This window comes from Streptomyces sp. NPDC008139 (assembly GCF_042957025.1).
Lineage (GTDB): Bacteria > Actinomycetota > Actinomycetes > Streptomycetales > Streptomycetaceae > Actinacidiphila.
The window spans coordinates 268,441-294,472 of the sequence record NZ_JBIBHM010000007.1; the positions used below are offsets into that span (position 1 = coordinate 268,441).

General features: G+C 71.1%; 17 protein-coding genes. 8 read left to right on the plus strand and 9 right to left on the minus strand.

Annotated elements, in window-relative coordinates; all coding sequences use genetic code 11:
• Positions 1–93: 93 nt before the first annotated feature.
• Positions 94–285, plus strand: coding sequence for a DUF397 domain-containing protein (locus ACFZBB_RS16910; protein WP_355349625.1), 192 nt, complete (start codon positions 94–96; stop codon positions 283–285).
• Positions 286–315: 30 nt separating this feature from the next.
• Here the strand turns inward: ACFZBB_RS16910 and ACFZBB_RS16915 are convergent, their stop codons facing one another.
• Positions 316–963: a TetR/AcrR family transcriptional regulator C-terminal ligand-binding domain-containing protein gene (locus tag ACFZBB_RS16915; protein ID WP_391122760.1), complete on the minus strand. Its 648-nt coding sequence runs from the start codon at positions 961–963 to the stop codon at positions 316–318.
• A gap of 227 nt (positions 964–1,190) precedes the next feature.
• On the opposite strand from ACFZBB_RS16915, the gene ACFZBB_RS16920 reads away from it, so the two are divergent.
• From ACFZBB_RS16920 to ACFZBB_RS16935, 4 genes are all read left to right on the plus strand, one after another.
• Positions 1,191–2,174 carry a tetratricopeptide repeat protein gene (locus tag ACFZBB_RS16920; RefSeq protein ID WP_391122763.1) on the plus strand — a complete coding sequence of 328 codons (984 nt, stop codon included), beginning with the start codon at positions 1,191–1,193 and terminating at the stop codon, positions 2,172–2,174.
• Between the two features lie 673 nt (positions 2,175–2,847).
• Positions 2,848–3,471 carry a DUF6230 family protein gene (locus ACFZBB_RS16925; protein WP_391122766.1) on the plus strand — a complete coding sequence of 208 codons (624 nt, stop codon included), beginning with the start codon at positions 2,848–2,850 and terminating at the stop codon, positions 3,469–3,471.
• Positions 3,472–3,569: 98 nt separating this feature from the next.
• Positions 3,570–4,172 carry a DUF6114 domain-containing protein gene (locus ACFZBB_RS16930; RefSeq protein ID WP_391122769.1) on the plus strand — a complete coding sequence of 201 codons (603 nt, stop codon included), beginning with the start codon at positions 3,570–3,572 and terminating at the stop codon, positions 4,170–4,172.
• Entirely contained in the window at positions 4,162–5,487 is a 1,326-nt protein-coding gene (locus ACFZBB_RS16935; RefSeq protein WP_391122772.1) for a hypothetical protein, read from the plus strand. Before ACFZBB_RS16930 ends, ACFZBB_RS16935 begins: the two co-directional genes overlap by 11 nt.
• Before the next feature lie 83 nt (positions 5,488–5,570).
• On the opposite strand, the gene pyk is transcribed toward ACFZBB_RS16935, so the two are convergent.
• The 3 genes from pyk to pta all read right to left on the minus strand — a co-directional run bounded on the left by pyk (position 5,571) and on the right by pta (position 10,291).
• Positions 5,571–6,989 (minus strand): pyruvate kinase, encoded by a 1,419-nt coding sequence (gene pyk, locus ACFZBB_RS16940; protein ID WP_355349607.1) that lies wholly within the window; start codon positions 6,987–6,989, stop codon positions 5,571–5,573.
• A gap of 75 nt (positions 6,990–7,064) precedes the next feature.
• Positions 7,065–8,213, minus strand: coding sequence for an acetate/propionate family kinase (locus ACFZBB_RS16945; RefSeq protein WP_391122775.1), 1,149 nt, complete (start codon positions 8,211–8,213; stop codon positions 7,065–7,067).
• The gene (pta, locus tag ACFZBB_RS16950) at positions 8,210–10,291 is read right to left on the minus strand and encodes a phosphate acetyltransferase (RefSeq protein ID WP_391122778.1); all 2,082 of its coding nucleotides are present in this window, start codon (positions 10,289–10,291) and stop codon (positions 8,210–8,212) included. Before pta ends, ACFZBB_RS16945 begins: the two co-directional genes overlap by 4 nt.
• 178 nt (positions 10,292–10,469) lie before the next feature.
• Here pta and ACFZBB_RS16955 point away from each other — a divergent pair, with 178 nt between their 5' ends.
• Together ACFZBB_RS16955 and ACFZBB_RS16960 are read left to right on the plus strand one after the other, a co-directional pair.
• Positions 10,470–11,468: an NAD(P)-dependent oxidoreductase gene (locus tag ACFZBB_RS16955; protein ID WP_391122781.1), complete on the plus strand. Its 999-nt coding sequence runs from the start codon at positions 10,470–10,472 to the stop codon at positions 11,466–11,468.
• A gap of 109 nt (positions 11,469–11,577) precedes the next feature.
• On the plus strand, positions 11,578–12,603 hold the full coding sequence (locus ACFZBB_RS16960; protein ID WP_355349595.1) for an ATP-dependent 6-phosphofructokinase: 1,026 nt from the start codon (positions 11,578–11,580) through the stop codon (positions 12,601–12,603).
• A 68-nt stretch (positions 12,604–12,671) separates the two neighbouring features.
• Here ACFZBB_RS16960 and ACFZBB_RS16965 read toward each other — a convergent pair whose 3' ends face one another.
• The 5 genes from ACFZBB_RS16965 to ACFZBB_RS16985 all read right to left on the minus strand — a co-directional run bounded on the left by ACFZBB_RS16965 (position 12,672) and on the right by ACFZBB_RS16985 (position 22,161).
• Positions 12,672–13,688 (minus strand): chitinase, encoded by a 1,017-nt coding sequence (locus tag ACFZBB_RS16965; RefSeq protein ID WP_391122784.1) that lies wholly within the window; start codon positions 13,686–13,688, stop codon positions 12,672–12,674.
• A gap of 209 nt (positions 13,689–13,897) precedes the next feature.
• Positions 13,898–16,516 carry a 1,4-alpha-glucan branching enzyme gene (glgB, locus tag ACFZBB_RS16970; RefSeq protein ID WP_391122787.1) on the minus strand — a complete coding sequence of 873 codons (2,619 nt, stop codon included), beginning with the start codon at positions 16,514–16,516 and terminating at the stop codon, positions 13,898–13,900.
• Positions 16,513–17,967 (minus strand): maltokinase, encoded by a 1,455-nt coding sequence (locus ACFZBB_RS16975; RefSeq protein WP_391123212.1) that lies wholly within the window; start codon positions 17,965–17,967, stop codon positions 16,513–16,515. Before ACFZBB_RS16975 ends, glgB begins: the two co-directional genes overlap by 4 nt.
• A 511-nt stretch (positions 17,968–18,478) precedes the next feature.
• Complete coding sequence (gene treS / locus ACFZBB_RS16980; RefSeq protein ID WP_355349586.1) at positions 18,479–20,179, minus strand: maltose alpha-D-glucosyltransferase; 1,701 nt, start codon at positions 20,177–20,179, stop codon at positions 18,479–18,481.
• Positions 20,176–22,161, minus strand: coding sequence for a maltotransferase domain-containing protein (locus ACFZBB_RS16985; RefSeq protein WP_391122790.1), 1,986 nt, complete (start codon positions 22,159–22,161; stop codon positions 20,176–20,178). The genes treS and ACFZBB_RS16985 overlap by 4 nt, the downstream gene beginning before the upstream one ends.
• A gap of 720 nt (positions 22,162–22,881) precedes the next feature.
• Here ACFZBB_RS16985 and glgP point away from each other — a divergent pair.
• Entirely contained in the window at positions 22,882–25,491 is a 2,610-nt protein-coding gene (gene glgP / locus ACFZBB_RS16990) for an alpha-glucan family phosphorylase (RefSeq protein ID WP_391122793.1), read from the plus strand.
• The last annotated feature ends 541 nt before the right edge of the window (positions 25,492–26,032 follow it).

Consider the following 26,032-nt stretch of genomic DNA (forward strand, 5'->3'; position numbering starts at 1 on the left):
TCCGTCCTCGTCACGGCCCGTTCCGTTCGCTGTTCGCTGGGTAGCCTCGACATCTCGTGCGCAATCCACCGGCCCTCCAGCGAAAGGACGTTCGTGGCCCTTGAAGCGACCGTCGGCGACGACGGGATGATTCACATCCGCGAAACCGAGCAGCCGGAGATCGTGGCCGTCACCACCCCCGCCAAGTGGGAGGCCTTCGTCAAGGGTGTCCGCGCCGGCGAGTTCGACCACTTCGTGGCAGGCGTGGAGACCCCGGAGTGCGGTGCCGTGAACGCGACCCCCTGACCCCGGGGCCGGCCGCCTCCGCGGGGGCCCCTAGGGCCTGCCGCCGGTGAGGCCGGTGGTCAGGAGGAGGGCGAGGCGGTCGGCCCAGTCGGGGTCGACCGGGCCGGCGCTGACCATGACGCGGTGGACGACGGAGCCGGCGATGACGTCGAAGATGAGGTCGGCGTCGCGGGTGGCGAGGGCGGGGTCGCACGGAGTGGGCGGCTCCGGGGGGAGTTCGCCGCGCTGTTGGGCGCGGTGGCGGCCGAGGAGGACGAGGTGCTTCTGGCGGTCGACGATGGCCTCGCGGATGCGCAGCCGCAGGGCGTCGTCGTGGGTGGCCTCGGCGACGACGGCCATCAGGCCCGTCCTGATGGCGGGCCGGTTGAGGAGTTCGGCGAAGCGCAGGACCACGCCGCAGATGTCGGCGTGCAGGCTGCCGAGGTCCGGGAGGTCGAGCTGCTCCTCGAACAGCGCGGCGATGGCGTCGACGACCAGCTCGTTCTTGCCGTTCCAGCGCCGGTAGAGGGTGGTCTTGGCGACGCCCGCGCGGGCCGCCACGTCGCTCAGCGTCAGCTTTCCCCAGCCCAGTTCGACCAGCGCCTCGCGGGTGGCGCCGAGGATCGCACGGTCCGCCTCGGCACTTCGCGGGCGGCCGGTGCGTTTATGAGGGGTGGGGGGCTCCACGAGCGGCTCCATAAGGCGGACCATACCGGCCGGTAGGTTACGTGACGAGTGACCGGTATCACATCGGACGGCTTCCGCCGGGCAGCTCAGGGCAGTTACGCTACGACCCGTAGCGAAACGTGCGACAACCACGGGTGCGGATGGGGATCCGTACCGACAGCACCGCTCAGCACCACCAGATCCGGGGTCTATCCGGGGTCTGTGCACGATCGGCTCCGGTAGGGGGGAGGATTGACCTCATGCAGCCACGGAACATGTCCATGAGCGGCGTGGTCGACCTCGCCGCGGTGAAGGCGGCCGGTGAGGCCAAGGTGAAGGCCGAGCAGGCCAGGGCGCAGCGGCAGGACCCCGCGAACGCCGACGCCCACACCGCTTCGCCGCTCGTCATCGAGGTGACCGAGGAGACCTTCGAGAGCGACGTCCTCCAGCGCTCCGCCGAAGTCCCGGTCGTCATCAGCTTCTGGGCCGACCAGGCCGACGCGAGCAAGCAGCTCAACGCGGTACTGGAACGGCTCACCGCCGAGTACCGCGGGCGCTTCGTCCTCGCCACCGCCGAGGTCTACGCCAACCAGATGCTCTTCCAGCAGTTCGGTGTCCAGGGAGTGCCCGCGGTCTTCGCGGTGCTGGCCGGGCAGGCCATGCCGCTCTTCCAGGGCAGCGCGCCCGAGGACCAGATCACCGAAGTGCTCGACCAGTTGATCGCCGTCGCCGAGCAGCGCTTCGGCATCGTCGGCCCCGAGGTCGACGCGGACGCCGCCGCCCAGGGCGCGGCCCCGGTCGCCGAGGCGCCGCCGCGCCCGGCCACCCCGCAGGAGCTGGCGCTGTCCGCCGCGCACGACGCGCTGGACGCCGGTGACCTGGGCGGCGCAATCCAGGCGTACCGCAATGTGCTCTCCGACGAGCCGGGCAACGCCGAGGCCAAGCTGGGCCTGGCCCAGGCCGAGTTGCTCGACCGCGTGCAGGGCGCCGACCAGCAGGCGGTCCGCGAGGCCGCCGCCGCGTCCCCCTCCGACGTCACCGCGCAGCTCGCCGCTGCCGACCTCGATCTGGTGGGCGGTCATGTCGAGGACGCCTTCTCGCGTCTGGTGGACACCGTGCGCCGCACCGCGGGCGACGACCGCGACGCGGTCCGCGTACGGCTGCTGGAGCTGTTCGAGGTCATCGGCCCCGACGACCCCCGGGTGGTCGCGGCGCGTACGGCGCTGATCAGAGTCCTCTTCTGAGGCGGCCGGGCGGCTGAACGGGACGCTCCGCCGAGCTGACCCTGCGGTCAGTTACCGCCGGTTCCCCGGGTGCCCGCCCCGGTTTTACTCAGAGATTTAGCGATACGGCGACCGCACTTTATCAAACCGTGACAATGTGCGGTCGCCGTTACCTCCAGTAAGAAATCAGCTCCGTTTCGACGACTGATGCTCTTTATGCCGGATTTACATGCCCCGGCCTTCCTCACTCTGCGTGAAATCGCTCCGTCCGGGGCGCACGGCCGCGACGCCCATCCGTTACTCGCTAGTAATGAGCCCCTTGTGCGGCGCGCCCGAATGGACCACGATCGGCCAAGCTCGGTCCGTTGCCACAGCCCGGCCGCCAGTCGGCGCCACGGTCCGCGGGTCCCCGCCGAGTGGGTGCGTACGGCTCATGCCGCCGCTCCGGGACAGGGGGGTCTTCGTCTACCGGCGGAGCCTGTCCAGCAGGTTGCGCGAGAGCGTGGCCAGTGGTTGTCGCTCGGGGGTGATCGCCGAAGATTCGGACACCGCCGTCCGCGCTCCTTACTTCTTCGTAGGGAGGGACGGTTCGCCGATCACCGGCGCTCTCCTTCCCGAGGACGTAGCACTTCTCCCATCCCAGGCCAGGACCCGAACATCCCGGCCGGAGATGTACGTCCGAGAAGGAGGAAAAATGGAGTCGCTCGTTCGTGGCGGTACCAGATGGCGGCGGTTCGCCGTCGTCATGGTGCCGAGTGTCGCGGCTACGGCCGCGGTAGGTGTCGCGATAGCTCAAGGTGCGCTCGCAGCGTCCTTCAGCGTGTCGGGCCAGCAGTTCAAGGTGACCGCGAAGCACCTGCACGGTACGGGTTTCGAGCAGTACGGCGCGCTCGACGTTCAGCACGGTGGCAAGTACATCCCGGTCGCGGTCTCGGCGTTCACCGACGCCAGCATCACGGGCCTGTGCCAGTCCGTGGTCATCCCGACGCCGATCGGTGACGTCACGCTCCGGCTGACCGCCGGTGACAAGGGCACCGATGTCGTGGCGAAGAACCTCTACATCGACCTCGACCAGCTCGACGCCGACGCGACGTTCACCAACATCAACATCGGTGTCGCGGCCGGCGACAGTCACAAGGGCCCCGGCGTCAAGGACAAGGACGCCACGGACCCGGGCTCGTTCGCGCAGGAGGCCGACGAGGCCGACCTGACGGGCGTGAAGCAGACCGCCTGGGCCACCAGCGCGGGCACCTTCAAGCTCGCGGGCCTCAGCCTCGGCGTCAAGAAGGGCTCCGGCGCCGGGGTGGAGTGCTACTAAGCACCGCCTGAGTGGTCCGGGTGAGCCGCGCGGGACGCGGCTCACCCGGTGCCACCGATCGATCTCTCAGCAAAGCCAGTCCCAGGGAGCTGTTTCCTATGAGCGCCGAGTCAACAGGACTGAGTGCCCGGATCCGTTATTGGCGGCTGTCGTTCCGCCACTGGCGTTGGGGGCGCCCGTTCTGGGCGGGTCTGCTGACCCTCCTCGCCGGAGTGCCGATCGCCTACTTCCCGTACGCGAACCTCACACTCGGCCAACTGACCGTCCGGATGGCGACGACCGCGGGCTCCGGCTCGCTGATCATCGGTGTCCTGCTGTTCGTGCTCGGCCTCACCATGTGGTTCCAGAGCGCGGTACGCATCTTCGCCGGTGTCGCGTCGATCCTGCTCGCCCTGGTGTCGCTGGTGGTCTCCAACTTCGGCGGCTTCCTCGTCGGCTTCCTGCCCGCGCTGCTCGGCGGCGCGCTCGCCGTCTCCTGGGCGCCGGGTGTCCCGGCGACCGACGAGCCGGGCGAGAAGGCGGAGCTGCCCGGCGGCGCCCCTGAGGGCGGCGGCGGCGAGAACACTCCGCCCGCCCTGCCCGCGCAGTCCCAGGGGCCCCACGAGCCCGCTGAGGCGTACGGACAGCCCGAGCCGGTCCACGCCGGAGCGCGGCCCGACGAAGAGAACACCGAGGAGAACGGGAGGCACCGTGCTGGGTGACCACGCTCAGCAGGCCGAGAGCGACGGGTCCCGTAACCGGGCCACCTCGGGACCGCGGCACGCGGCTCCCCGCAAGTCCCTGCTGACCAAGCTGCACGTGCCCGCCGGGAAGGCCGTCGCCCTGGCCGCGATGCCCACGGCCGTGCTGATGGGCATGGGCTTCACGCCGCATCTCGCGCAGGCCGACGAGATGCCCAAGAACCCGTACAAGCCCGGCCCCTGCGTGACCCAGTCGGACACCCCGAGCCCTTCGGCCTCCAAGAGCGCGGCGGACGGCAAGGCCACGGAGAAGCCGGGCGGGCAGGAGACGTCGAAGCCGACGACCGGCCCGAGCCCGTCGAGCAGTCCGAGTCCTTCCACGAGCCCGCAGGCGCCCGCGCCGACCGACTCGGCGAAGGCCCCGTCGTCCGACAGCGGTGCCGACAGCAAGACGGAGAACACGTCCCAGGCGACCGGCACGCCGAGCGCGACCCCGAGCCCGACCAAGTCGGTCAACCCGTGGGACCCGCTGGGGCTGGGCGACCTGGTGAGCGGGCTGCTCGGCGGCGGCAAGACCCCGACCGCGACGCCCACCACCCAGGCCCCGCAGCCGGACCCGGCACCGACGACCGCGAAGCCCGAGCCGAGCACGTCGCCGTCGGCGAGCGCGCCCGCCAAGGGCGACGACCCGGTGGGCACGGTCGGCAAGACCGTCAAGGACACCGTGGACACCGCCGTCGGCGGTCTCGACAAGACGGTGAAGGACGCCAAGGACGCGGCCAAGGACGCCAAGGACAAGGCGTCGCCCAGTGCCACCCCGAGCGCGGGCGGCACCGACGACCCGCAGTCCTACCCGTGCCCGGTGTACGACGCGAAGGCGCTCGCCGACGCCGACGTCGAGCAGGGCATACCCCTGCTGCCGGACACCCCGTGGGTCCTGAAGACCACGAAGCTGACCCTGCACGGCCTGTCGTACCACGGCATAGTCAAGGTCAAGACGCACAACGGCACGGTGAAGGACGTCCTGAAGTTCACCGTCTCCGGCATCGACATCGACAATCTGCACCAGATAGTCGACGGCCCCAAGGGCACGAAGACGAACGTCGAGGCGGCCAAGGGCTCCACCTCGAAGTTCACCAACGGCACGGTGACGCTCTACACCGAGTCCCTCAGCGGCAATCTCCTCGGGCTGATCCCCATCACCTTCACTCCGAAGGCGCCCCCGCCGCTGACCCTCCCCGAACTGTTCTTCACCAACGCCACCGTCATCCAGGCGGCCCAGTTCGGCGGCACCCTCCACGTCCCCGGCATGCACATCTACGGCACCTCCAGCTAGCCGACCCCCTCAACACCCCGCGGCCCGCACCCCTTTCGCAAAGGGGTGCGGGCCGCAGGCGGTTTCTACGGGGGAGGGGGCGGTCAGTCGCCGAGGTGGTGGACGCGGACGAGGTTGGTGGTGCCGGGGACGCCCGGAGGGGAGCCGGCGGTGATGATGACCGTGTCGCCCTTGGCGTACTCGGAGAGCTTGAGCATCTCGCGGTCGACGAGCTCGACCATGGCGTCGGTGTTGTCGACGTGCTCGACCACGAAGGACTCCACACCCCAGGTCAGCGCGAGCTGGTTGCGGGTGGCGGGGTCGGTGGTGAAGGCCAGGACCGGCTCGGGCACGCGGTAGCGGGCCAGGCGGCGGGCGGTGTCACCGGACTTGGTGAAGGCGACCAGGGACTTGGCGTCCAGGAAGTCGCCCAGCTCGGCGGCGGCGCGGGCCACGGCGCCGCCCTGGGTGCGGGGCTTCTTGCCGGGGGCCAGCGGCTGGAGCCCGCGGCACAGCAGCTCCTCCTCGGCGGCCACGACGATCCGCGACATCGTCTTGACGGTCTCGATCGGATACTTGCCGACCGACGACTCGGCGGACAGCATGACCGCGTCCGCGCCGTCCAGGATCGCGTTGGCGACGTCGGACGCCTCGGCGCGCGTGGGCCGCGAGTTGGTGATCATCGACTCCATCATCTGGGTCGCCACGATCACCGGCTTGGCGTTGCGCCGGCACATCTCGACCAGCCGCTTCTGCACGACCGGCACCTGCTCCAGCGGGTACTCCACGGCGAGGTCGCCGCGCGCCACCATCACCGCGTCGAACGCCGCGACGACGCTCTCCATGTTCTCGACCGCCTGCGGCTTCTCCACCTTGGCGATGACCGGGACGCGGCGCCCCTCCTCGTCCATGACGCGGTGCACGTCACGGACGTCCTTGGCGTCGCGCACGAAGGACAGCGCGACCATGTCGACGCCCATCCGGAGCGCGAACCGCAGGTCGTCGATGTCCTTCTCGGACAGCGCCGGCACGTTCACCGCGGCGCCCGGCAGGTTGATGCCCTTGTGGTCGGAGATCACGCCGCCCTCGACCACCAGCGTGCGGACCCGCGGGCCCTCGACCTCGATGACGCGCAGCGCCACGTTGCCGTCGTTGATCAGGATCGGGTCGCCCTTGGAGACATCGCCCGGCAGACCCTTGTACGTGGTGCCGCAGATGGACTTGTCGCCCGCGACGTCCTCGACGGTGATGGTGAACTCGTCGCCCGCGATCAGCTCGACCGGTCCGTCGGCGAATTTGGCGAGGCGGATCTTGGGACCCTGGAGGTCGGCGAGGACTCCGATCGCCCGGCCGGTCTCGGCGGCGATCTTACGGACGCGCTGGTAGCGCTCCTCGTGCTCGGCGTGGCTGCCGTGACTGAAATTGAAACGGGCCACATTCATGCCCGCCTCGACCAACGACTTGAGCTGGTCGTAGGAGTCGACGGCGGGACCCAGGGTACAGACGATCTTGGCTCGGCGCATGGGCGCTATCCTATCGGTTTGTTCCGCTCCGGAATATTCCAGGGGCGGTCGTGGCTGCGGGACGGTCAGCCATGCTTATTCGGTCGCCAGTACGTAAGTATCGCGGGCGATCTCCAGCTCTTCGTCAGTGGGCACCACCGCGACGGCCACCCGCGACGCCGCCGCCGAGACCAGCCGGGCCGCGGTGCCGCGAAGCGCGTTGCGTACAGGGTCCATAGTGACACCTAGATTGTTGAGACCCAACAAAGCCGCTTCGCGAACTGCGGCCGAATTCTCGCCGACGCCCGCCGTGAAAGCGATCGCGTCCACTCGGCCGAGCACCGCGCTGAAGGCCCCCACGTACCGGCGGATCCGGTGCGCGTAGACGTCGAAGGCGAGCTGCGCCGCCCCGTCGCCCTCGGCCATCCGGCGGCCGATCTCCCGCATGTCGTTGTCACCGCACAGGCCCAGCAGACCGCTGCGCTTGTTCAGCAGCGTGTCGATCTCGTCGGTGCCCATGCCGGCCACCCGCTCCAGGTGGAACACCACCGCAGGGTCGAGGTCGCCGGAACGGGTGCCCATGACCAGGCCCTCAAGGGGCGTCAGGCCCATCGAGGTGTCCACGCACACCCCGCCGCGCACCGCGGAGGCCGACGCGCCGTTGCCCAGGTGCAGCACGATCACATTGACGTCGGCCGGTTCCCTGCCGAGCAGCTCCGCCGTCGCCCGCGAGACGAAGGCGTGCGAGGTGCCGTGGAAACCGTAGCGGCGGATGCCGTACCGGTCGGCGGTCGCCGCGTCGATCGCGTACCGCGCCGCGGCCTCCGGGATCGTCGAGTGGAAGGCTGTGTCGAAGACCGCGACCTGCGGCAGATCGGGCCGCAGCTCACGCGTCACCTTGATGCCGGTGATGTTGGCCGGATTGTGCAGAGGTGCCAACGGCACCAGCTCCTCGATCGCGGCCACCACCTCGTCGGTGATCAGCGTCGGCTCGGTGAAACGCGTACCGCCGTGCACCACCCGGTGGCCGATCGCCGCCAGATCCGGCGAGTCCAGGCCGAGGCCCTGCTCGTCGAGCTGCTCCGCCACGGTGTGCAGCGCCGCCGCGTGGTCGGGCGCCCCGCCGCCCTCGCCGATCCGCTCCACCAGACCGGTCGCCAGACGCGCGTGGTCGGCCATGTCCAGCAGTTGGTACTTCACCGACGAGGAGCCGGAGTTGATCACCAGTACACGGGTCGCGCTCACGGGTTCTCTCCCTGGGCCTGGATCGCGGTGATCGCGACCGTCGTGACGATGTCCTGCACCAGCGCGCCGCGCGACAGGTCGTTGACCGGCTTGCGCAGACCCTGGAGCACCGGTCCGACGGCGACCGCGCCCGCCGAGCGCTGCACCGCCTTGTACGTGTTGTTGCCGGTGTTCAGGTCGGGGAAGATCAGTACGGTCGCCTGCCCGGCAACCGCGGACCCCGGCATCTTGGTGGCCGCCACCGAAGGCGCCACCGCCGCGTCGTACTGGATCGGCCCCTCCACCAGCAGGTCGGGCCGCAGCTCGCGGACCAGCTCGGTCGCCGCCCGCACCTTGTCGACGTCCGCGCCCGAGCCCGAGGTGCCGGTCGAGTACGACAGCATCGCGATCCGCGGCTGTACGTCGAAGCGGGCCGCGGTGCCCGCCGCCTGGATGGCGATGTCCGCCAACTGCCCGGCGTCCGGGTCCGGATTGACGGCGCAGTCGCCGTACACCAGCACCTTGTCGGCCAGGCACATGAAGAACACCGAGGAGACGATCGCCGCGTCGGGACGGGTCTTGATGATCTCGAACGCCGGGCGGATCGTCGCCGCCGTGGAGTGCACCGCGCCCGACACCATGCCGTCGGCCAGGCCCTCCTGGACCATCAGGGTGCCGAAGTACGACACGTCCGCGACCACGTCGTACGCCAGCTCGTAACTGACGCCCTTGTGCGCGCGCAGTTGCGCGTACAGCGCGGCGAACCGGTCCCGCAGCGGTGAGGTCTGCGGGTCGACGACGCTCACGCCCGGCTGGTCGAGGGAGATCCCGAGATCGGCCGCCTTCTTGCGCAGGGTGTCCGCCTCGCCGAGCAGGATCAGGTCGCAGACCCCGCGGCGCAGCAGCACCTCGGTGGCCCGCAGGATCCGTTCCTCGCCGCCCTCGGGCAGCACGATCCGCTTGCGCACCGACCGCGCCCGCTCGATCAGCGCGTGCTCGAACATCATCGGCGTCACCCGCGCGGACCTGGCGACCGACAGCCGCTCGATCAGCTCCGCGGTGTCCACATGCGTCTCGAACACGCCCAGCGCCGTCTCCGCCTTGCGCGGCGTGCCCGCGCCCAGCTTGCCGTCCAGCGCGAACAGCCCGGCCGCCGTCGGGAAGGAGCCGGTCGCCACCGACAGGACCGGGGTGCCGGGCGCCAGCCGGTTCGCCAGCGCCAGGATGTGCGGCGGCGGCTTCTCGTCCAGCGTCAGCAGCACCCCCGCGATCGGCGGCGCCCCCGCCGAGTGCGCCGCCAGCGCCCCGATCACCAGATCCGCCCGGTCGCCGGGCGTCACCACCACACAGCCGGGGGTCAGCGCGGGCAGGAACGTCGGCAGCATCGCGCCGCCGAACACGAAGTCCAGCGCGTCCCTGGACATCCCCGCGTCGTCGCCCAGCAGCACCCGCGCGCCCAGCGTCTCCGCGATCTGCGCCACCGTCGGCGCCGACAGTGCGGGCTCGTCCGGCAGGACGTACACCGGTACGTCCGGGACCCGGCTCAGCCGCTCCGCCGCCTCCGCGACCTCCGCGGGGGCCACCCGGTTCGCGATCATCGCGATCACGTCGCAGCCCAGATTCGTGTACGCGTGATACGCGTTGCGCACCTCGGCGACCACCGACTCCGCCGACTGCTCGAGGCCGCCGATCACCGCGAGCACCGACGCGCCGCACTCGTTCGCCAGCCGCGCGTTGACGCCCAGCTCCGCCGGGAGGTTGGTGCCCGCGAAGTCGGACCCCAGGATCAGCACCGTCTCGTACTCCGCCGCCACCCTCAGGTAGCCCTCCACCAACCGGGCGGTCAGGGCCTCCTGGCCCTGCTCGGCCTGGAGCGCCGCCGCCTCCTCGTACCCCATGCCGAAGACGCTCGCCGCGTCCTGGGTCAGCCGGTAGCGGCTGCGCAGCAGCTCGAAAATACGGTCGGGGGTGTCGTGGACCAGCGGGCGGTAGACGCCGACCCGGTCGACCTGGCGGGTCAGCAGCTCCATCACCCCCAGCTCGATCACCTGGCGGCCGTCGCCGCGGCCGATCCCCGTGAGGTAGACGCTGCGCGTCACGCTTGATCCGTCCGTTCTGCCCTGAACCCTTCGCGTACGGCCGTACGCACCCCTGACGCTAACGCTCCCGGGTACCGCCTGCCGCCCAGGGGCACCGGGCCGCCTCCGCGAGGCGTGGCGCGGGGCGCACGGCGCGCACGTAGAGTGAGGAAGGACTCACGTAAGGAGGGCCGGTCCTGTGGACGTGTTGGCGACTGGGGTGCAGCGCGACGAGCGCCCTCTGCTGGAGGCGGCCTTCGGGACGCGCCATCAGGTGCGGTGTCTTGAGACGTTCCTCACCAAGGACACCTTGCCGCTGGCGGCGGGGTACGAGGCCGTGTCGACGAGTGTGAACGCGGTGCTGGACGCGCCGGTGCTCGAAGCCCTGGTGCGCGGCGGCACGAAGCTGATCGCGCAGCGCTCGACGGGCTACAACAACATCGACCTGGACCACGCGGAGCGGCTGGGGATGACGGTGGCGCGCGTGGCCCGCTACTCCCCGTATTCGGTGGCGGAGTTCGCCTGGACGCTGGCCTCGGCGCTGAACCGGCGGATCGTCCGGGCCGCGAGCCGCACGCGGGACTTCGACTTCCGGCTGGACGGCCTGCTCGGCCGGGACTTCCACGGCCGTACGGTCGGCGTGGTCGGCACCGGCAAGATCGGCACCGCCTTCACCGCCATCGCCCGCGGCTACGGCATGCGGATTCTCGGCTGGGACATCGCGGTCAACCCCGCCTGCACCGAGCTGGGGATGGAGTACGTCGAACTGGACCGGCTCTTCCGGGAGTCGGACCTGATCAGCCTCCATGTGCCGCTGATGCCCTCCACCCACCACCTGGTCGGCGAGCGGCGGCTGGCGCTGATGAAGGACGACGCGATCCTGATCAACTCCAGCCGCGGCGGCCTGATCGACTCCGCCGCGCTGGTCGAGACGCTGCGCGAGGGCAGGCTCGGCGGCATCGGGCTCGACGTGTACGAGGAGGAGGCCGGGGTCTTCTTCTACGACAAGTCGCTGGAGGTGATGACGGACGACACCCTGGCCCGGCTGCTGACCTTCACGCATGTGCTGATCACCTCGCACCAGGCGTACTTCACGGTGGACGCGATCGACGAGATCGTCGCCGCCACCGTCCGCAATGTGGACGACTATGTGGCGGGCCGGATCACCGAGTGCACGCTGGTCCCGAAGTCCCCGTGACCTGGAGCCCCGCTCCGGGGTGACCAGGCGCTGTGATCCACTGGATACCGACAGCGCGTGACAGCACGCGCCACAGCAGCAGCCGACGACCGTCTGGAGAGACAGGCCCATGCGTATCGGAGTCCTCACCGCCGGCGGCGACTGCCCCGGCCTCAACGCCGTCATCCGGTCGGTCGTGCACCGCGCGCTGACCGGGTACGACGACGAGGTCATCGGCTTCGAGGACGGCTTCGTCGGCCTGCTGGAGGGCCGCTTCCGGCCGCTCGACCTCAACTCGGTGAGCGGCATCCTCGCCCGCGGCGGCACCATCCTCGGCTCGGCCCGGCTGGAGCGCGCCCGGCTGCGCGAGGCGGCGGACAACGCGGACGAGATGTGCGCCGAGTACGGCATCGACGTGCTGATCCCGATCGGCGGCGAGGGCACGCTGACCGCCGCCCGGATGCTCTCCGACGCCGGGATGCCGGTCGTGGGCGTGCCCAAGACCATCGACAACGACATCAACGGCACCGACCGCACCTTCGGCTTCGACACCGCCGTGACCGTCGCCACCGAGGCCATAGACCGGCTGAAGACCACCGCGGAGTCCCACCAGCGCGTGATGGTGGTCGAGGTGATGGGCCGGCACGCCGGGTGGATCGCCCTGGAGGCGGGCATGGCGGGCGGCGCGCACGGCATCTGCATCCCCGAACGCCCCTTCGAGCCGTCCCAGTTGGTGGCGATGGTCGAGGAACGCTTCGCGCGCGGCAAGAAATTCGCCGTCATCTGCGTCGCCGAGGGCGCCCACCCGGCCAAGGGCAGCATGGACTACGGCGTCGGCGAGATCGATAAGTACGGGCACGAGCGCTTCGCGGGCATCGGCGCCACGCTGGCCATGGAGCTGGAGGAGCGGCTGGGCAAGGAGGCCCGCCCGGTCATCCTCGGCCACGTCCAGCGCGGCGGCGTACCGACCGCGTACGACCGGGTGCTGGCCAACCGCTTCGGCTGGCACGCCGTGGAGGCCGCCCACAAGGGCGCCTTCGGTCACATGACCTCGCTCCAGGGCACGACGATCGGCCTGGTCCCGCTGGCCGACGCCGTCACCCAGCTCAAGACCGTCCCCGAGGAGCGCATGGAAGAGGCGGAGTCGGTCTTCTGATCCCGCCCCTTCCTCTCCTGCCGTCGCCTGAGGCCGTGTGAGGCCGCGTGAGGCCGCCTGACGCGGCCTCAGCCGGTGTACGCGGCCAGGGCCTTGGTGAAGTCGTACGTGTTCTGCGTGATGCCGCTGCACGAGTCGCCCGCGGACTCGCCGGAGCCGCACTTGCGGTCCCGGTTGAGGGCCCAGAAACTGACGCGGGCCAGGTGGTGGCCGGTCGCGTAGGACACGATCGACTTGAAGTCCGCGAGCGAGACGGTCTCGCCCGCGCTGTCGGTCTTGCCGTTCATCGAGGACAGGCCGACCTTGCGGTAGGCGGCGTCGGAGGACAGCCCGTACGCGCTGGCGACGGCGTTCTTCAGGCCGTCCACCGCCGACTTGGTGGTGGCCAGCATGTCGGTGGTGCCGCCCTGGTCGTAGTCGAAGGGCATGACGGCCCAGGCGTCGATGTTCAGCCCGGCGGCGGCGCCCTTCTTGATCAGGTCCTTGCCCGCGGAGTCGGGCCCGGTCGGCGTGGTGCCGAAGGTGACGTAGATCTTCAGCGCGCTGTTGTTCGCGCGGACCGTCTTGAGCGCGTCGACCACCCGCTGCCGCACGGTCGCGTTGCTGAACTCGCCCGCCTCGATGTCGATGTCGATCGACTTCAGGGAGTAGGCGTCGATCACTTTCTGGTACGCCCCGGCGAGCGCGGACGCCGATGTGCATTTCTGGCCCAGCTTGTTGCCGCTGTAGCCGCCGAAGGAGACGGTGACGTCACCGCCCGCGTTCCTGATCGCGTTGATCGTGGACTGGTCGGTGCTGCCGGTCAGCGCGCGGCTGCCGTCCCACTTCGGGTTGCAGCCGCCGTCGGAGAGCATGAAGGCCATCGTGAACTGCTTGATGCCGGTCGCCGACATCACCGACGTGGCCGAGGGCGGGTTGCCCCAGCCCAGGTAGAGATAGGGCGCCGAGATGCCGCTGGGCAGCGCGGTCGCCGCCGCGTGGGCGGAACCGGCCGCCGTGCCGAGGCCGAGCGCGAGGGCGGCGGTCAGCCCGGTGGCGGCGGCGACGGCGGTCCTGCGGAGGCGGGGGGTTGCGGAGGACGACATGGGGGGACACTCCTTGCCTGAGCGGGGAGTTGAGCTTCCGGAAGGGCCCGGAAAGGCGTTGCCGGAACGGTAATAGCGCTGGCGTGTCCGCAACAAGGGTTTTGGTTAGGAAACTTTCCTGTCTTGCTGGTGGGGCGCAAACGGCCCCCGCGGGCCGGGCCGTCGCCCGGCCCGCGGGGGCCGTGTCGGTCATGTCGGTCGTGCGAGGGCTACGCCGGGCGCAGCCAGAGGGTCGCCAGTGGGGGAAGGGTCAGCGAGATGCTGTGGGGCTGGCCGTTCCAGGGCGTGGGCTCGCTCTTGACGGGCTCGGCGACCACGACGCCGCTGCCGCCGTAGCGGGCCTCGTCGGTGTTCAGCACCTGCTTCCAGACGACGTCGGGGGAGCCGAGGCGGTAGTTCTCGCGGACGACGGGGGAGAAGTTGCTGACGCACAGCAGCGGGTCACCCGCCTCGTCGTAGCGGAGGAAGGAGAAGGTGTTGTCCTCCACCGCGCCGCCGTCGATCCAGGTGAAACCGCTGGGGTCGGTGTCGAGCTGCCACAGCGCGGGCGCGGCCGTGTACGCCGCGTTCAGGTCGCGGACCAGGTCGCGTACGCCCTTGTGGTCGGCCGCGGCCGGGTAACTCTCGTCCAGCAGCCACCAGTCGGGGCCGTTCTCGTGCGACCACTCGGCGCCCTGCGCGAACTCCTGCCCCATGAAGAGCAGTTGCTTGCCGGGGTGGGCCCACATGAAGCCCAGGTACGCCCGTACGGTGGCCCGCTGCTGCCACCAGTCACCGGGCATCTTCGCCACCAACGAACCCTTGCCGTGCACCACTTCGTCGTGCGAGATCGGCAGCACGTAGTTCTCCGAGTACGCGTACACCATGGAGAACGTCATCTCGTTGTGGTGGTACTTGCGGTGCACCGGCTCGTGCGAGACGTAGTCCAGCGAGTCGTGCATCCAGCCCATGTTCCACTTCAGGCCGAAGCCGAGGCCGCCGAAGCCGGCCGGGCCGACCAGGTGGGTGGGCCGGGTGACCCCGTCCCAGGCCGTCGACTCCTCGGCGATGGTGACGGTGCCGGGACAGCGCCGGTAGACGGTCGCGTTCATCTCCTGGAGGAACGCCACCGCGTCCAGATTCTCCCGGCCGCCGTACGCGTTGGGCAGCCAGTCGCCGCCCTCGCGGGAGTAGTCGAGGTAGAGCATCGACGCCACCGCGTCCACCCGCAGCCCGTCGATGTGGAACTCCTCGCACCAGTACACGGCGTTCGCCACCAGGAAGTTGCGCACCTCGGTACGGCCGAAGTCGAACTCCAGGGTGCCCCAGTCCGGGTGTTCCGCCCGGCGCGGATCGGCGGGTTCGTACAGCGGCGCGCCGTCGAACCGGGCCAGCGCCCAGTCGTCCTTGGGGAAGTGCGCGGGCACCCAGTCCATGATCACGCCGATCCCGGCCGCGTGCAGGGCGTCCACCAGGTACCGGAAGTCGTCGGGCGAGCCGAGCCGCGAGGTCGGCGCGTAGTACGACGTCACCTGGTAGCCCCAGGAACCGCCGAAGGGGTGCTCGGCGACCGGCATCAACTCCACGTGTGTGAAGCCGAGTTCCTTTACGTACGCGGGCAACTGCTCGGCCAGCTCACGGTAGGTCAGCCCCGGCCGCCACGAGGCCAGGTGAAGCTCGTACACCGAGAACGGCGCCCGGTGCACCGGCAGTTCGCCCCTGCGGGCCATCCACTCCTGGTCGGCCCACTCGTACGCGGACTCCGTGACGACCGACGCGGTCGCGGGCGGCACCTCGGTGGCCCGCGCCATCGGGTCGGCCTTCATCCCGCGCGAGCCGTCGGGGCGGGTGATCTCGTACTTGTACGCCGTCCCGGCGCCGACGCCCGGCACGAACAGCTCCCACACCCCGGTCGCGCCCAGCGAGCGCATCGGGAAGCCGGTGCCGTCCCAGTAGTTGAACTCCCCGGCCACGCGCACCCCGCGCGCGTTCGGCGCCCACACCGCGAAGCGCGTACCGGTCACGCCGCCGTGCGTCATCGGCCGGGAGCCCAGCGCCTTCCACAACTCCTCGTGCCGCCCCTCCCCGATCAGATGCAGGTCCAGCTCCCCGAGCGACGGCAGGAAGCGGTACGGGTCCTCCACGATGTGCTCGCCGTCGTCGTACGTGACGGCCAGCCGGTACTCCGGCACGTCGGTGCGGGGCAGCACCGCCGAGAAGAGGCCGTCGGCCTCGTCGGTGAGGTCGAACCGCTCGCCGTCCACGACGGCCGCCACCGCCTGTGCGAACGGCCGCAGCGCCCTGATCCGGACGCCGCCGTCCACCGGGTGCGCCCCCAGCACTCCGTGCGGGTCGTGATGCGCGCCGTCCAGCAGCCGTCGGCGGTCGTCGCCGACCAGGCTTCCGGGTTCCGGCCCGAAGGGGGGCTCGGGGTCGGCCCCGGACCTCCCGCCGGTGGTGGGCTGCTCGCGCTCACGCGGCGGCAGCCGCACATCGGACTCGGCCCCGCGCGGGGCGCTTGCCGAGCCGCCGTTGTCGACGGAACCATCGCGCTCACGCGGCGGCAGCCGCACGTCGGACTCGGCCCCGCGCCCCTGCGGGGCGCTCTCAGCGAGTCGACCGGTCGCGGCCGGGCCCGCGCCGGGCACCGTGGCTGTCGGCACCACCGGGCCCGCACCCGGCACCGGGGCGGCCGGTACCGCCGGAGCGTCGGACGGGGGGGCCGGCGGGGTCGTATCCGGGAGCGGGGCCGGCCCCGGAGCCGTGCCGGAGGCAGCCGGGTGGGGGGTGCCGCGGTCGTAGCCGCGCGCCTGGGCCTCGGGGAGGAAACGGTCGTCGGGGCGTGTCACGGGCTGGACTCCTCAGAAGGGGCGGCGTCAGAAGTGGCGGCGGCCAGGCGGGCCAGGGCGGAGAGCGGGATGGGGAGCCAGGCGGGGCGGTGCCGCGCCTCGTACCGGGCCTCGTAGACCGCCTTGTCTGTCTCGAAGGCCCGTATCAGCACGGGCTGTTCGCGCGGGTCCACCCCGGACACGGCGGCGTACCCGGCGCAGAAGGCGTCCCGGTGGCGGGCGGCCCAGGGGCCGTTGCCGCTGTGGTGGGCGGCGTAGTCGAAGGACCGGAGCATGCCCGCCACGTCCTGGACCGGCGGCGCCGCCCGGCGCCGTTCGGCCAGTGGCCGGGCCGGCTCGCCCTCGAAGTCGATCAGCACCCACTCGCCGTCGGGACCGCGCAGCGCCTGCCCCAGGTGCAGGTCGCCGTGGATCCGCTGGGCGGTCACCGCGTTGCCGGGGGCCGCGCCGAGCCGCGCCAGGTCGTCGAAGGCCGAGCGCAGCGCTGCGACGTGCGGCCGTACGGCCGGGACCTCCTTCGCGGTCTCGTCCAGCCGCCGGGTCATCGCCGAGGCGATACGTTCCAGCGCTGGGCCGTCCAGGGTACGGACCGGCAGCGCGTCGGCCAGGGCGCCGTGCACCTCGGCCGTGGCGCGGCCGAGCGCCGCCGCCTCGCCGGTGAAGTCGCCGTCCTCGGCGACCGAGGCCAGGGCCAGGGCCCAGCCGTCGGACGAGCCGGGCAGGAAGCGCTGGAGCACACCGAGCGTGGTCGGCTCCGTCGTGCCCGCCGCCGCGCCCTGCGGGCCCATGACGCCCTCCGGCGGCAGCGCCTCGAACCAGGCGACCGGCTCCGCGACCCGCCGCGAGCCCTTGTGGGCCAGTGCGAGCGACAGCTCCAGGTCCGGGTTGGTGCCGGGGGAGACGCGGCGGAACAGCTTGAGGATGTAGGCGTCCCCGTACACGACCGAGGTGTTGGACTGCTCGGCGGTGGAGACGCGCGGCGTCAGCCCCGGCGGGAACTCCTCCTGCGGCTCGACGCTGAAACGCAGCCGCCCGGTGTTGCCGGGCACGCGGAGCCGTTCGAGCAGCAGCGCGGCCAGCCGGGGGTCGTGCGGCGCGTCGTAGAGCGTCAGGCCGTCGTACGGGCCGCCGACGGCCGGGCCGAGCGCGGCCCGTACCAGCGCCGACGGCAGCAGCGGGTGCGCGCCGAGCAGCAGTTGGTAGCAGTCGGCGGGGCGGCCGGGCTGCTCGACGTCCACCAGGACGTGCAGCAGACCCAGCGGGCCGAGCCGGCCGCCGGGAGCCATCAGCTCGGTGGCCGCGGCCAGCCGGAAGCCGCCGATGGGCAGGCCCTTGCCGGCGAACCAGCGCTGTTTGGGCAGCCAGGAGCGCAGCAGCGGTTCGAGCGACCGCAGCAGGCCGGGCGCCAGCGGTCGCCCGGCGACGGGCGGCACACCGGTCACGGACGGCACGTCCGGGGCCGTCGGCGAAGCGGCGGCCGGGGCGGATGAGGAGGCCGCGGCCGAGCGGGCGTCCGTCACGGGGCGTGACCCCGACACGGATGGTGAACTCGATGGTGAATTCGATACGGACGGTGAGGTGGATACGGATGGTGAGGTGGGTACGGAAGGAGCACGGGTCCAGGAGCGGTCCGACATGACGTCCTTTCCCCGGGGAGTCGCGCACCCGGCCGCTTCGACGCGCGGCGGGGGCGCCAGCCTCCCGGATGACGGGTTCGGGCTGTCCGGCGACACGGGGAGCCTGCCCCGGGCGGGTGACAGGAAACCGCCGTACGGCCCGCCCGCGTGACGATCATGTGTCAGCGAGCCGACGTACGACGGAATGCGCCCCGCGGGTGCTGCTGGGGTACTCCGGATACTGCCAGGGGTCCGGGATGCCCGCTACTCGGAGCGGGGGCCGGCCGCGGGGGCGGTGCGCCACCCGCGTCGGCTGCGGGGGGCCGGTCGCTCCGGCCCCCCGCCGTCACACCTGCTCGCGGCGGAGCCGGAACCAGTAGAAGCCGTGGCCCGCGAGCGTGAGCAGGTACGGCAGTTGACCGATCGCGGGGAAGCGCACCCCGCCGATCAGCTCCACCGGGTGCCGCCCGGCGAAGCTCCGCAGATCCAGCTCGGTGGGCTGGGCGAACCGCGAGAAGTTGTTCACGCACAGCACGAGGTCGTCGCCGGACTCGCGCAGGAACGCCAGCACGGCCGGGTTGCTCGACGGCAGCTCGGTGTAGGAACCGAGCCCGAAGGCACGGTTCTGCTTGCGGATCTCGATCATCCGCCGCGTCCAGTGCAGCAGCGAGCTGGGTGAGCTCATCTGCGCCTCGACATTGGTGACCTGGTACCCGTAGACCGGGTCCATGATCGTGGGCAGGTAGAGCCGTCCGGGGTCGCTGGACGAGAAGCCCGCGTTGCGGTCGGGGGTCCACTGCATCGGCGTACGGACCGCGTCCCGGTCACCGAGCCAGATGTTGTCGCCCATGCCGATCTCGTCGCCGTAGTACAGGATCGGGGATCCCGGCAGGGAGAGCAGCAGCGCGGTGAACAGCTCGATCTGGTTGCGGTCGTTGTCCAGCAGCGGTGCCAGCCGCCTGCGGATGCCGATGTTGGCGCGCATCCGCGGGTCCTTGGCGTACTCCGCGTACATGTAGTCGCGTTCCTCGTCGGTCACCATTTCGAGGGTCAGCTCGTCGTGGTTCCGCAGGAAGATGCCCCACTGGCAACTCGCCGGGATGGCGGGAGTCTTCGCCAGGATTTCCGACACCGGGTAGCGCGATTCCCGCCTGACCGCCATGAAGATGCGCGGCATGACGGGGAAGTGGAACGCCATATGGCATTCGTCGCCGCCCTTGCGGAAGTCGCCGAAGTAGTCGACGACGTCCTCGGGCCACTGATTGGCCTCGGCCAGCAGCACGGTGTCGGGGTAGTGCGCGTCGATCTCGGAGCGCACCTTCTTCAGGAACTGGTGGGTACGCGGCAGGTTCTCGCAGTTGGTGCCCTCCTCCTGGAAGAGATAGGGCACCGCGTCCAGCCGGAAACCGTCGATCCCGAGGTCGAGCCAGAAGCGCAGCGCGGCCAGGATCTCCTCCTGCACCCGCGGGTTCTCGTAGTTGAGATCCGGCTGGTGGGAGAAGAACCGGTGCCAGTAGTACTGCTTGCGCACCGGGTCGAACGTCCAGTTCGAGGTCTCGGTGTCCACGAAGATGATGCGGGCGCCGTCGTACTGCTTGTCGTCGTCCGCCCAGGTGTAGAAGTCCCCGTACGGTCCCTCCGGGTCGCTGCGAGACTGCTGGAACCACTCGTGCTGGTCGCTCGTGTGGTTCATGACGAAGTCGATGATCACGCGCATGCCGCGCTGGTGCGCGGCGTCCACGAATTCCACGAAGTCCGCCAGGTCGCCGAATTCCGGCAGCACGGCCGTGTAGTCGGCCACGTCGTATCCGCCGTCCCGCAGCGGTGACGCGAAGAACGGCGGCAACCAGAGGCAGTCCACGCCGAGCCACTGGAGATAGTCCAGCTTGGCGGTGATGCCTTTCAGGTCGCCTACGCCGTCTCCGTTGCTGTCCTGGAAGGACCGGACGAGGACTTCGTAGAACACCGCCCGTTTGAACCAGTCGGGATCACGGTCTTTGGCCGGTGTGTCCTCGAAGGTGTCAGGGACGGGTTCGTTGACGATCAACTGAGTGACCCTCCGATCGAAGGAGACGGTCGCAGCGACAGGACATGCGCGGGCGCGCGGCCCGGCTCAAGGCGCACATAGTTGTCTCTGCCCCAGTGGTAGGTGTCCCCGGTGAGCTCGTCGCGCACCGGGTATGACTCGTGCCAGGAGAGCCCGAGTGCCGGCATGTTCAACGAGACGGTGGCCTCCTGGGTGTGGAACGGGTCCAGGTTGACGACCACCAGTACGACATCGTCGTCGCGGCGCTTGGAGTAGGCCAGTACCGCGCTGTTGTCCACTGGGTGAAATGTGATGTCCCGTAGCTGCTGGAGCGCCGGGTGACGGCGGCGCAGCCGGTTGAGCGTGGTGATCAGCGGGGCGAGCGAGCGGCCCTCGGCCTCGGCCGCCGCCCAGTCCCGCGGCCGGAGTTCGTACTTCTCCGAGTGCAGGTACTCCTCACTGCCGGGCTTGGCAGGGGTGCCCTCACACAGTTCGAAGCCCGCGTAGACGCCCCAGGTGGGCGAGAGCGTCGCGGCGAGCACCGCCCGCGCCTCGAAGGCCGGACGGCCGCCGTGCTGGAGGAAGGCGTGCAGGATGTCGGGGGTGTTCACGAAGAAGTTGGGCCGCATCCACGCTGCCGCCTCCCCGCTCAACTCCCGCATGTAGTCAGTCAGTTCGCTCTTGTCGTTACGCCAGGTGAAGTACGTGTACGACTGCTGGAAACCGATCTGACCGAGGGTGGCCATCATCGCGGGACGGGTGAACGCCTCCGCCAGGAAGATCACGTCCGGGTCGGTGCGGTTGATGTCCGCGATGACCTTCTCCCAGAACACCACCGGCTTGGTGTGCGGATTGTCCACCCGGAAGATCCGCACACCGTGCGCCATCCAGTGCCGCAGCACCCGCAGGGTCTCCCTGACGATGCCCGCGAAGTCCTCGTCGAAGGCGATCGGGTAGATGTCCTGGTACTTCTTCGGCGGATTCTCCGCGTACGCGATCGTGCCGTCCGCGCGGTGCGCGAACCACTCCGGGTGCTTGGCCACCCACGGGTGGTCGGGCGAGCACTGGAGCGCGAAGTCCAGCGCCACCTCCATCCGCAGCTCGCGGGCCCGCTCCACGAAGTGGTCGAAGTCCGCCAGGGTGCCCAGGTCCGGGTGGACGGCGTCGTGCCCGCCCTCGGGGGAGCCGATCGCCCACGGCGAGCCGACGTCGTCGGGGCCGGGCGTCAGACTGTTGTTCGGGCCCTTGCGGAAGGCTGTGCCGATCGGGTGAATGGGCGGCAGATAGACCACGTCGAAACCCATCGCGGCCACCGCGGGCAGCCGCTCGGCCGCGGTACGGAAGGTGCCCGAGCGCGGCGGGGCGCCCTCTTCGAGCACCGCCCCCTCCGAGCGGGGGAACAGCTCGTACCAGGACCCGTACAGCGCCCGCTCCCGCTCCACGTGCAGCGGCAGCGGCCGGGAGGCGCTGACCAGCTCGCGCAGCGGATACCGGTCGAGTACGCCGACCACGTCGTCCGCCAGCGCCGCCGCGTGCCGGGCCGCGGGGGTGCGCGAGGCGTCCCGCAGCGCGTCCACCGCGGCCAGCACACCGGCCCTGCCGTCGCTCTTGGGCACCCCGGCCGCCGCCCGCTCGTGCAGCAGCGCGCCCTCGGCCAGCACCAGTTCGGTGTCGATCCCGGCGGGGATCTTGATGCCCGCCGCGTGCCGCCAGGTCGCCACCGGGTCGGACCAGGCCTCCACGCAGTACGTCCAGCGCCCCTCGGCCGTCGGGGTGACGCGCGCGCCCCACCGGTCCGTGCCGGGCTCCAGCTCGCGCATCGGCGTCCACGGCCCCGACCTGCCGGTCGGGTCCCGCAGCACCACGTTCGCGGCCACCGCGTCGTGCCCCTCCCGGAACACGGTGGCGGTCACCTCGAAGGTCTCTCCGGCCACCGCCTTCGCCGGGCGGCGGCCACAGTCCACCAACGGACGGACATCGACGACGGGAATACGACCGATCATTGCCTCACCTGACAGCGCTGTGGATGGGACGGCGGAGATGGGGGGCGCCGGACAGCGGCCCACGGCGGCGGCGAGCAGCGTCGCGACGGGCCGCTCCCTCGCGGGCCCCCGCTCTTTTTAGCTGTTCCGGGCAGTGCGGGCTTGCCTGCATGGCCGCTCCAGTCCGCGTTCACTCGTGTGGAGGTGATAGGTGACGATCCGGGACGATTGCTGCCATGACTGTGGTGCCATACGTGTGGTGCCGTGGGACCTGACGGTGCGTTGTGACGCTGTGTGGTGCAGTCTCGTGCTCCGCGCGAAGCCCCGCAATCGGAGCCTGCCCACGCTCCGCGAGACGAAAGCACCTCACCGAAGCGTTTCGGGAGCGCGTCACGAATGCTCAATCCGCCACCCCCGACCTGCCCCTGACGCCATTGTGGGGCCGACCACGGGCGCGCCGGACACGCGCCCCCGAGAGCGCCCCCGCGCACGCCCCCACCGTACGCGAAGCACCCGACACGCCCGCGTACGGCCGTACTCTCACGTCACCCGAAACCCACAGGGCAACGGCGGTCACGCGCCCGGCCGGTGACCCCCGACCGGGCCCGTACGACCTGCCCCGCCCACCGGCGTGATCCGCACTGCGACCGGTCGCCTCCGTGAGCCGCCGTTCGAGCGTTTGAACCACCGGATCGTGGAGACCGGCCGCAGGCCCCCCACCATCGGGTCTACGGTCGATCCGTGAAGGCAATCCGTCGATTCACCGTGCGCACCGTCCTGCCGGAACCTCTGCGCCCGCTCGGGGAGCTGGCCCAGAACCTACGCTGGTCATGGCACCCGGAGACCCGGGAGCTGTTCCAGAGCGTCGACCCCGTGGGCTGGCGGGCCGCCCAAGGCGACCCCGTGCGGCTGCTCGGCGCCGTGTCCAAGGAACGGCTCGCCGCGCTCGCCGGCGACCGGCGCTTTCTGCGCCGCCTGGCCGCCGCGGCGGAGGAACTGGCCGACTACACCAGCAACCCCCGCTGGTATCAGGAACAGAGCGACCTGCCCGCAGCCATCGCCTACTTCTCACCCGAATTCGGCATCACCGCCGCGCTGCCGCAATACTCCGGCGGCCTCGGCATCCTCGCCGGCGACCACCTGAAGGCCGCGAGCGACCTCGGCGCCCCGATCATCGGCGTCGGCCTGCTCTACCGGCACGGCTACTTCCGCCAGGCCCTCTCCCGCGAGGGCTGGCAGCAGGAGCAGTACCCCGTCCTCGACCCCAACGAACTGCCCGTCACCCTGCTCCGCGAGACGAACGGCGCCCCCGCCGAGGTCTCCCTCGTCCTGCCCGGCGGCCGATCGCTGCGCGCCCAGATCTGGAAGGCCCAGGTCGGACGCGTCCCGCTGCTGCTCCTCGACTCCGACGTCGAGGCCAACGAACCCGCCGAGCGCGACGTCACCGACCGGCTCTACGGCGGCGGCAGCGAGCACCGGCTGCTCCAGGAGATGCTGCTGGGCATCGGCGGCGTCCGCGCCGTCCGCGCCTACTGCCGGATCACCGGCCACGCCGAACCCGAGGTGTTCCACACCAACGAGGGCCACGCCGGTTTCCTCGGCTTGGAGCGCATCCGCGAACTGTCCCTCGAAGGGCTCGACTTCGACGCGGCGCTGGAGGCCGTACGGGCCGGGACGGTGTTCACCACGCACACCCCCGTCCCCGCGGGCATCGACCGCTTCGACCGCGAACTGGTCGGCCGCCACCTCGGCGACGGCGGCGAGCTGCCCGGCGTCGACATAGGCCGCGTCCTCGAACTGGGCATGGAGACCTACCCCGGCGGCGACCCCAACCTGTTCAACATGGCGGTGATGGGCCTGCGGCTGGCCCAGCGCGCCAACGGCGTCTCCACCCTGCACGGCTCCGTCAGCCGCGAGATGTTCGCCGGGCTCTGGCCGGGTTTCGACCCGGAGGACGTGCCGATCACGTCCATCACCAACGGCGTGCACGCGCCCACCTGGGTCGCCCCCGAGGTGTTCCGGCTCGGCGCCCGGCAGATCGGCACCCAGCGCGCCGAGGACGCCCTGATGGTCGGCGGCGCGGACCGCTGGGAGGCCATGGCCGACATCCCCGACGCCGCCGTCTGGGAACTCCGCCGCGAACTGCGCGAACAGCTCGTGGAGGACGTACGGCGCCGGGTCCGCGAGTCCTGGCGGCAGCGCGGCGCGGGAGAGGCCGAACTGGGCTGGACCGACAGCGTCCTCGACCCCGACGTGCTCACCATCGGCTTCGCGCGCCGGGTCCCGTCGTACAAGCGGCTCACCCTCATGCTGCGCGACCAGGACCGGCTGACGGACCTGCTGCTGCACGCCGAGCGGCCGATCCAGATCGTGGTCGCGGGCAAGGCGCACCCGGCCGACGACAGCGGCAAGCGCCTGGTCCAGGAGCTGGTCAGGTTCACCGACGACCCCAGGGTCAGGCACCGCATCGTCTTCCTGCCGGACTACGACATGCGGATGGCGCGGCTGCTCTACCCCGGCTGCGACGTCTGGCTCAACAACCCGCTGCGCCCGCTGGAGGCCTGCGGCACCTCGGGGATGAAGGCCGCGCTCAACGGCTGCCTCAACCTGTCGGTGCTCGACGGCTGGTGGGACGAGTGGTTCGACGGCGACAACGGCTGGGCGATCCCCACCGCCGACGGCGTCGTAGACGAGGACCGCCGCGACGAGCTGGAGGCCGCCGCGCTCTACGACCTGCTGGAGAAGCAGGTCGCGCCGCGCTTCTACGACCAGGGCGCGCAGGGCCTGCCCGGCCGCTGGATCGAGATGGTCCGGCACACCCTCACCACACTCGGCCCGAAGGTGGTGGCCGGCCGGATGGTCCAGGACTACGTCCGCACGCTGTACGCGCCCGCGGCCCATTCGCACCGCGCCATACACGGCGAGGAGGCCGGGGCGCTGGCCGCCTGGAAGCGGCGGGTACGGCAGCAGTGGCCGCGGGTCTCGGTCCAGCACGTGGAGACCGGCTCGGTGGGCGGCACCCCGGAGCTGGGCTCCACGCTCACCCTCCGGGTCGAGGTCGCCCTCGGCGAGCTGGACCCGACGGACGTCGACGTCCAGCTCCTGTCCGGCCGCGTCGACGCCGCCGACCGGCTCGCCGATCCCACCGTCGCCTCGCTCAAGCCCACCTCCCGCACCGACACCGCGGGGCGCTACCACTACGAAGGGCCCCTCACCCTCGACCGCACCGGCCCCTTCGGCTACACCGTCCGCGTCCTCCCCACCCACCCCCACCTGGCCACTCCCTCCGAGCTCGGCCTGATGGCAATCCCCCCGGAAACGGAGGGCATGACAGCCGGCGTCCTCCGCTAACCGCCCTCCGGGCCGGTCTGTTTCGCCGCCGCGCACCCGCCGGCCGGCCTGCGGCCGGGGGTTCGCCTCCGGCGTGGGAACCGTTGGGCGGTCCCGGTCGGCCGGGGGCCCGCCTCCCGCGTGGGGTTGGCCTTTCGGCCGGGGTTTCGCCCGGTGTCTCCGGCTTGCGCGGCCTGTGCGGTGCAGAGGAGCCGGAGGCTCCGGTTCGCCGTATCGGCCGGCGGCCGGGGGCTCGCCTCCGGCGTGGGAACCGTTGGGCGGTCCCGGTCGGCCTGCGGCCGGGGCTCGCCTCCGGCGTGGGGTTGGCCTTCCGGCCGGGGCTTAGCTCAGCGCCTCCGGCCTGCCCGGCTCGTGCGGTGCAGAGGAGCCGGAGGATTCGGATCGCCGCGTCGGCCTGTGGCCGGGGCTGTTTCGGTGCCGCGCGCCCGCCGAACGGCCTGCGGCCGGGCTCGCCTCCGGCGTGGGAACCGTTGGGCGGTCCCGGTCGGCCTGCGGCCGGGGCTCGCCTCCGGCGTGGGGTTGGCCTTCCGGCCGGGGCTTA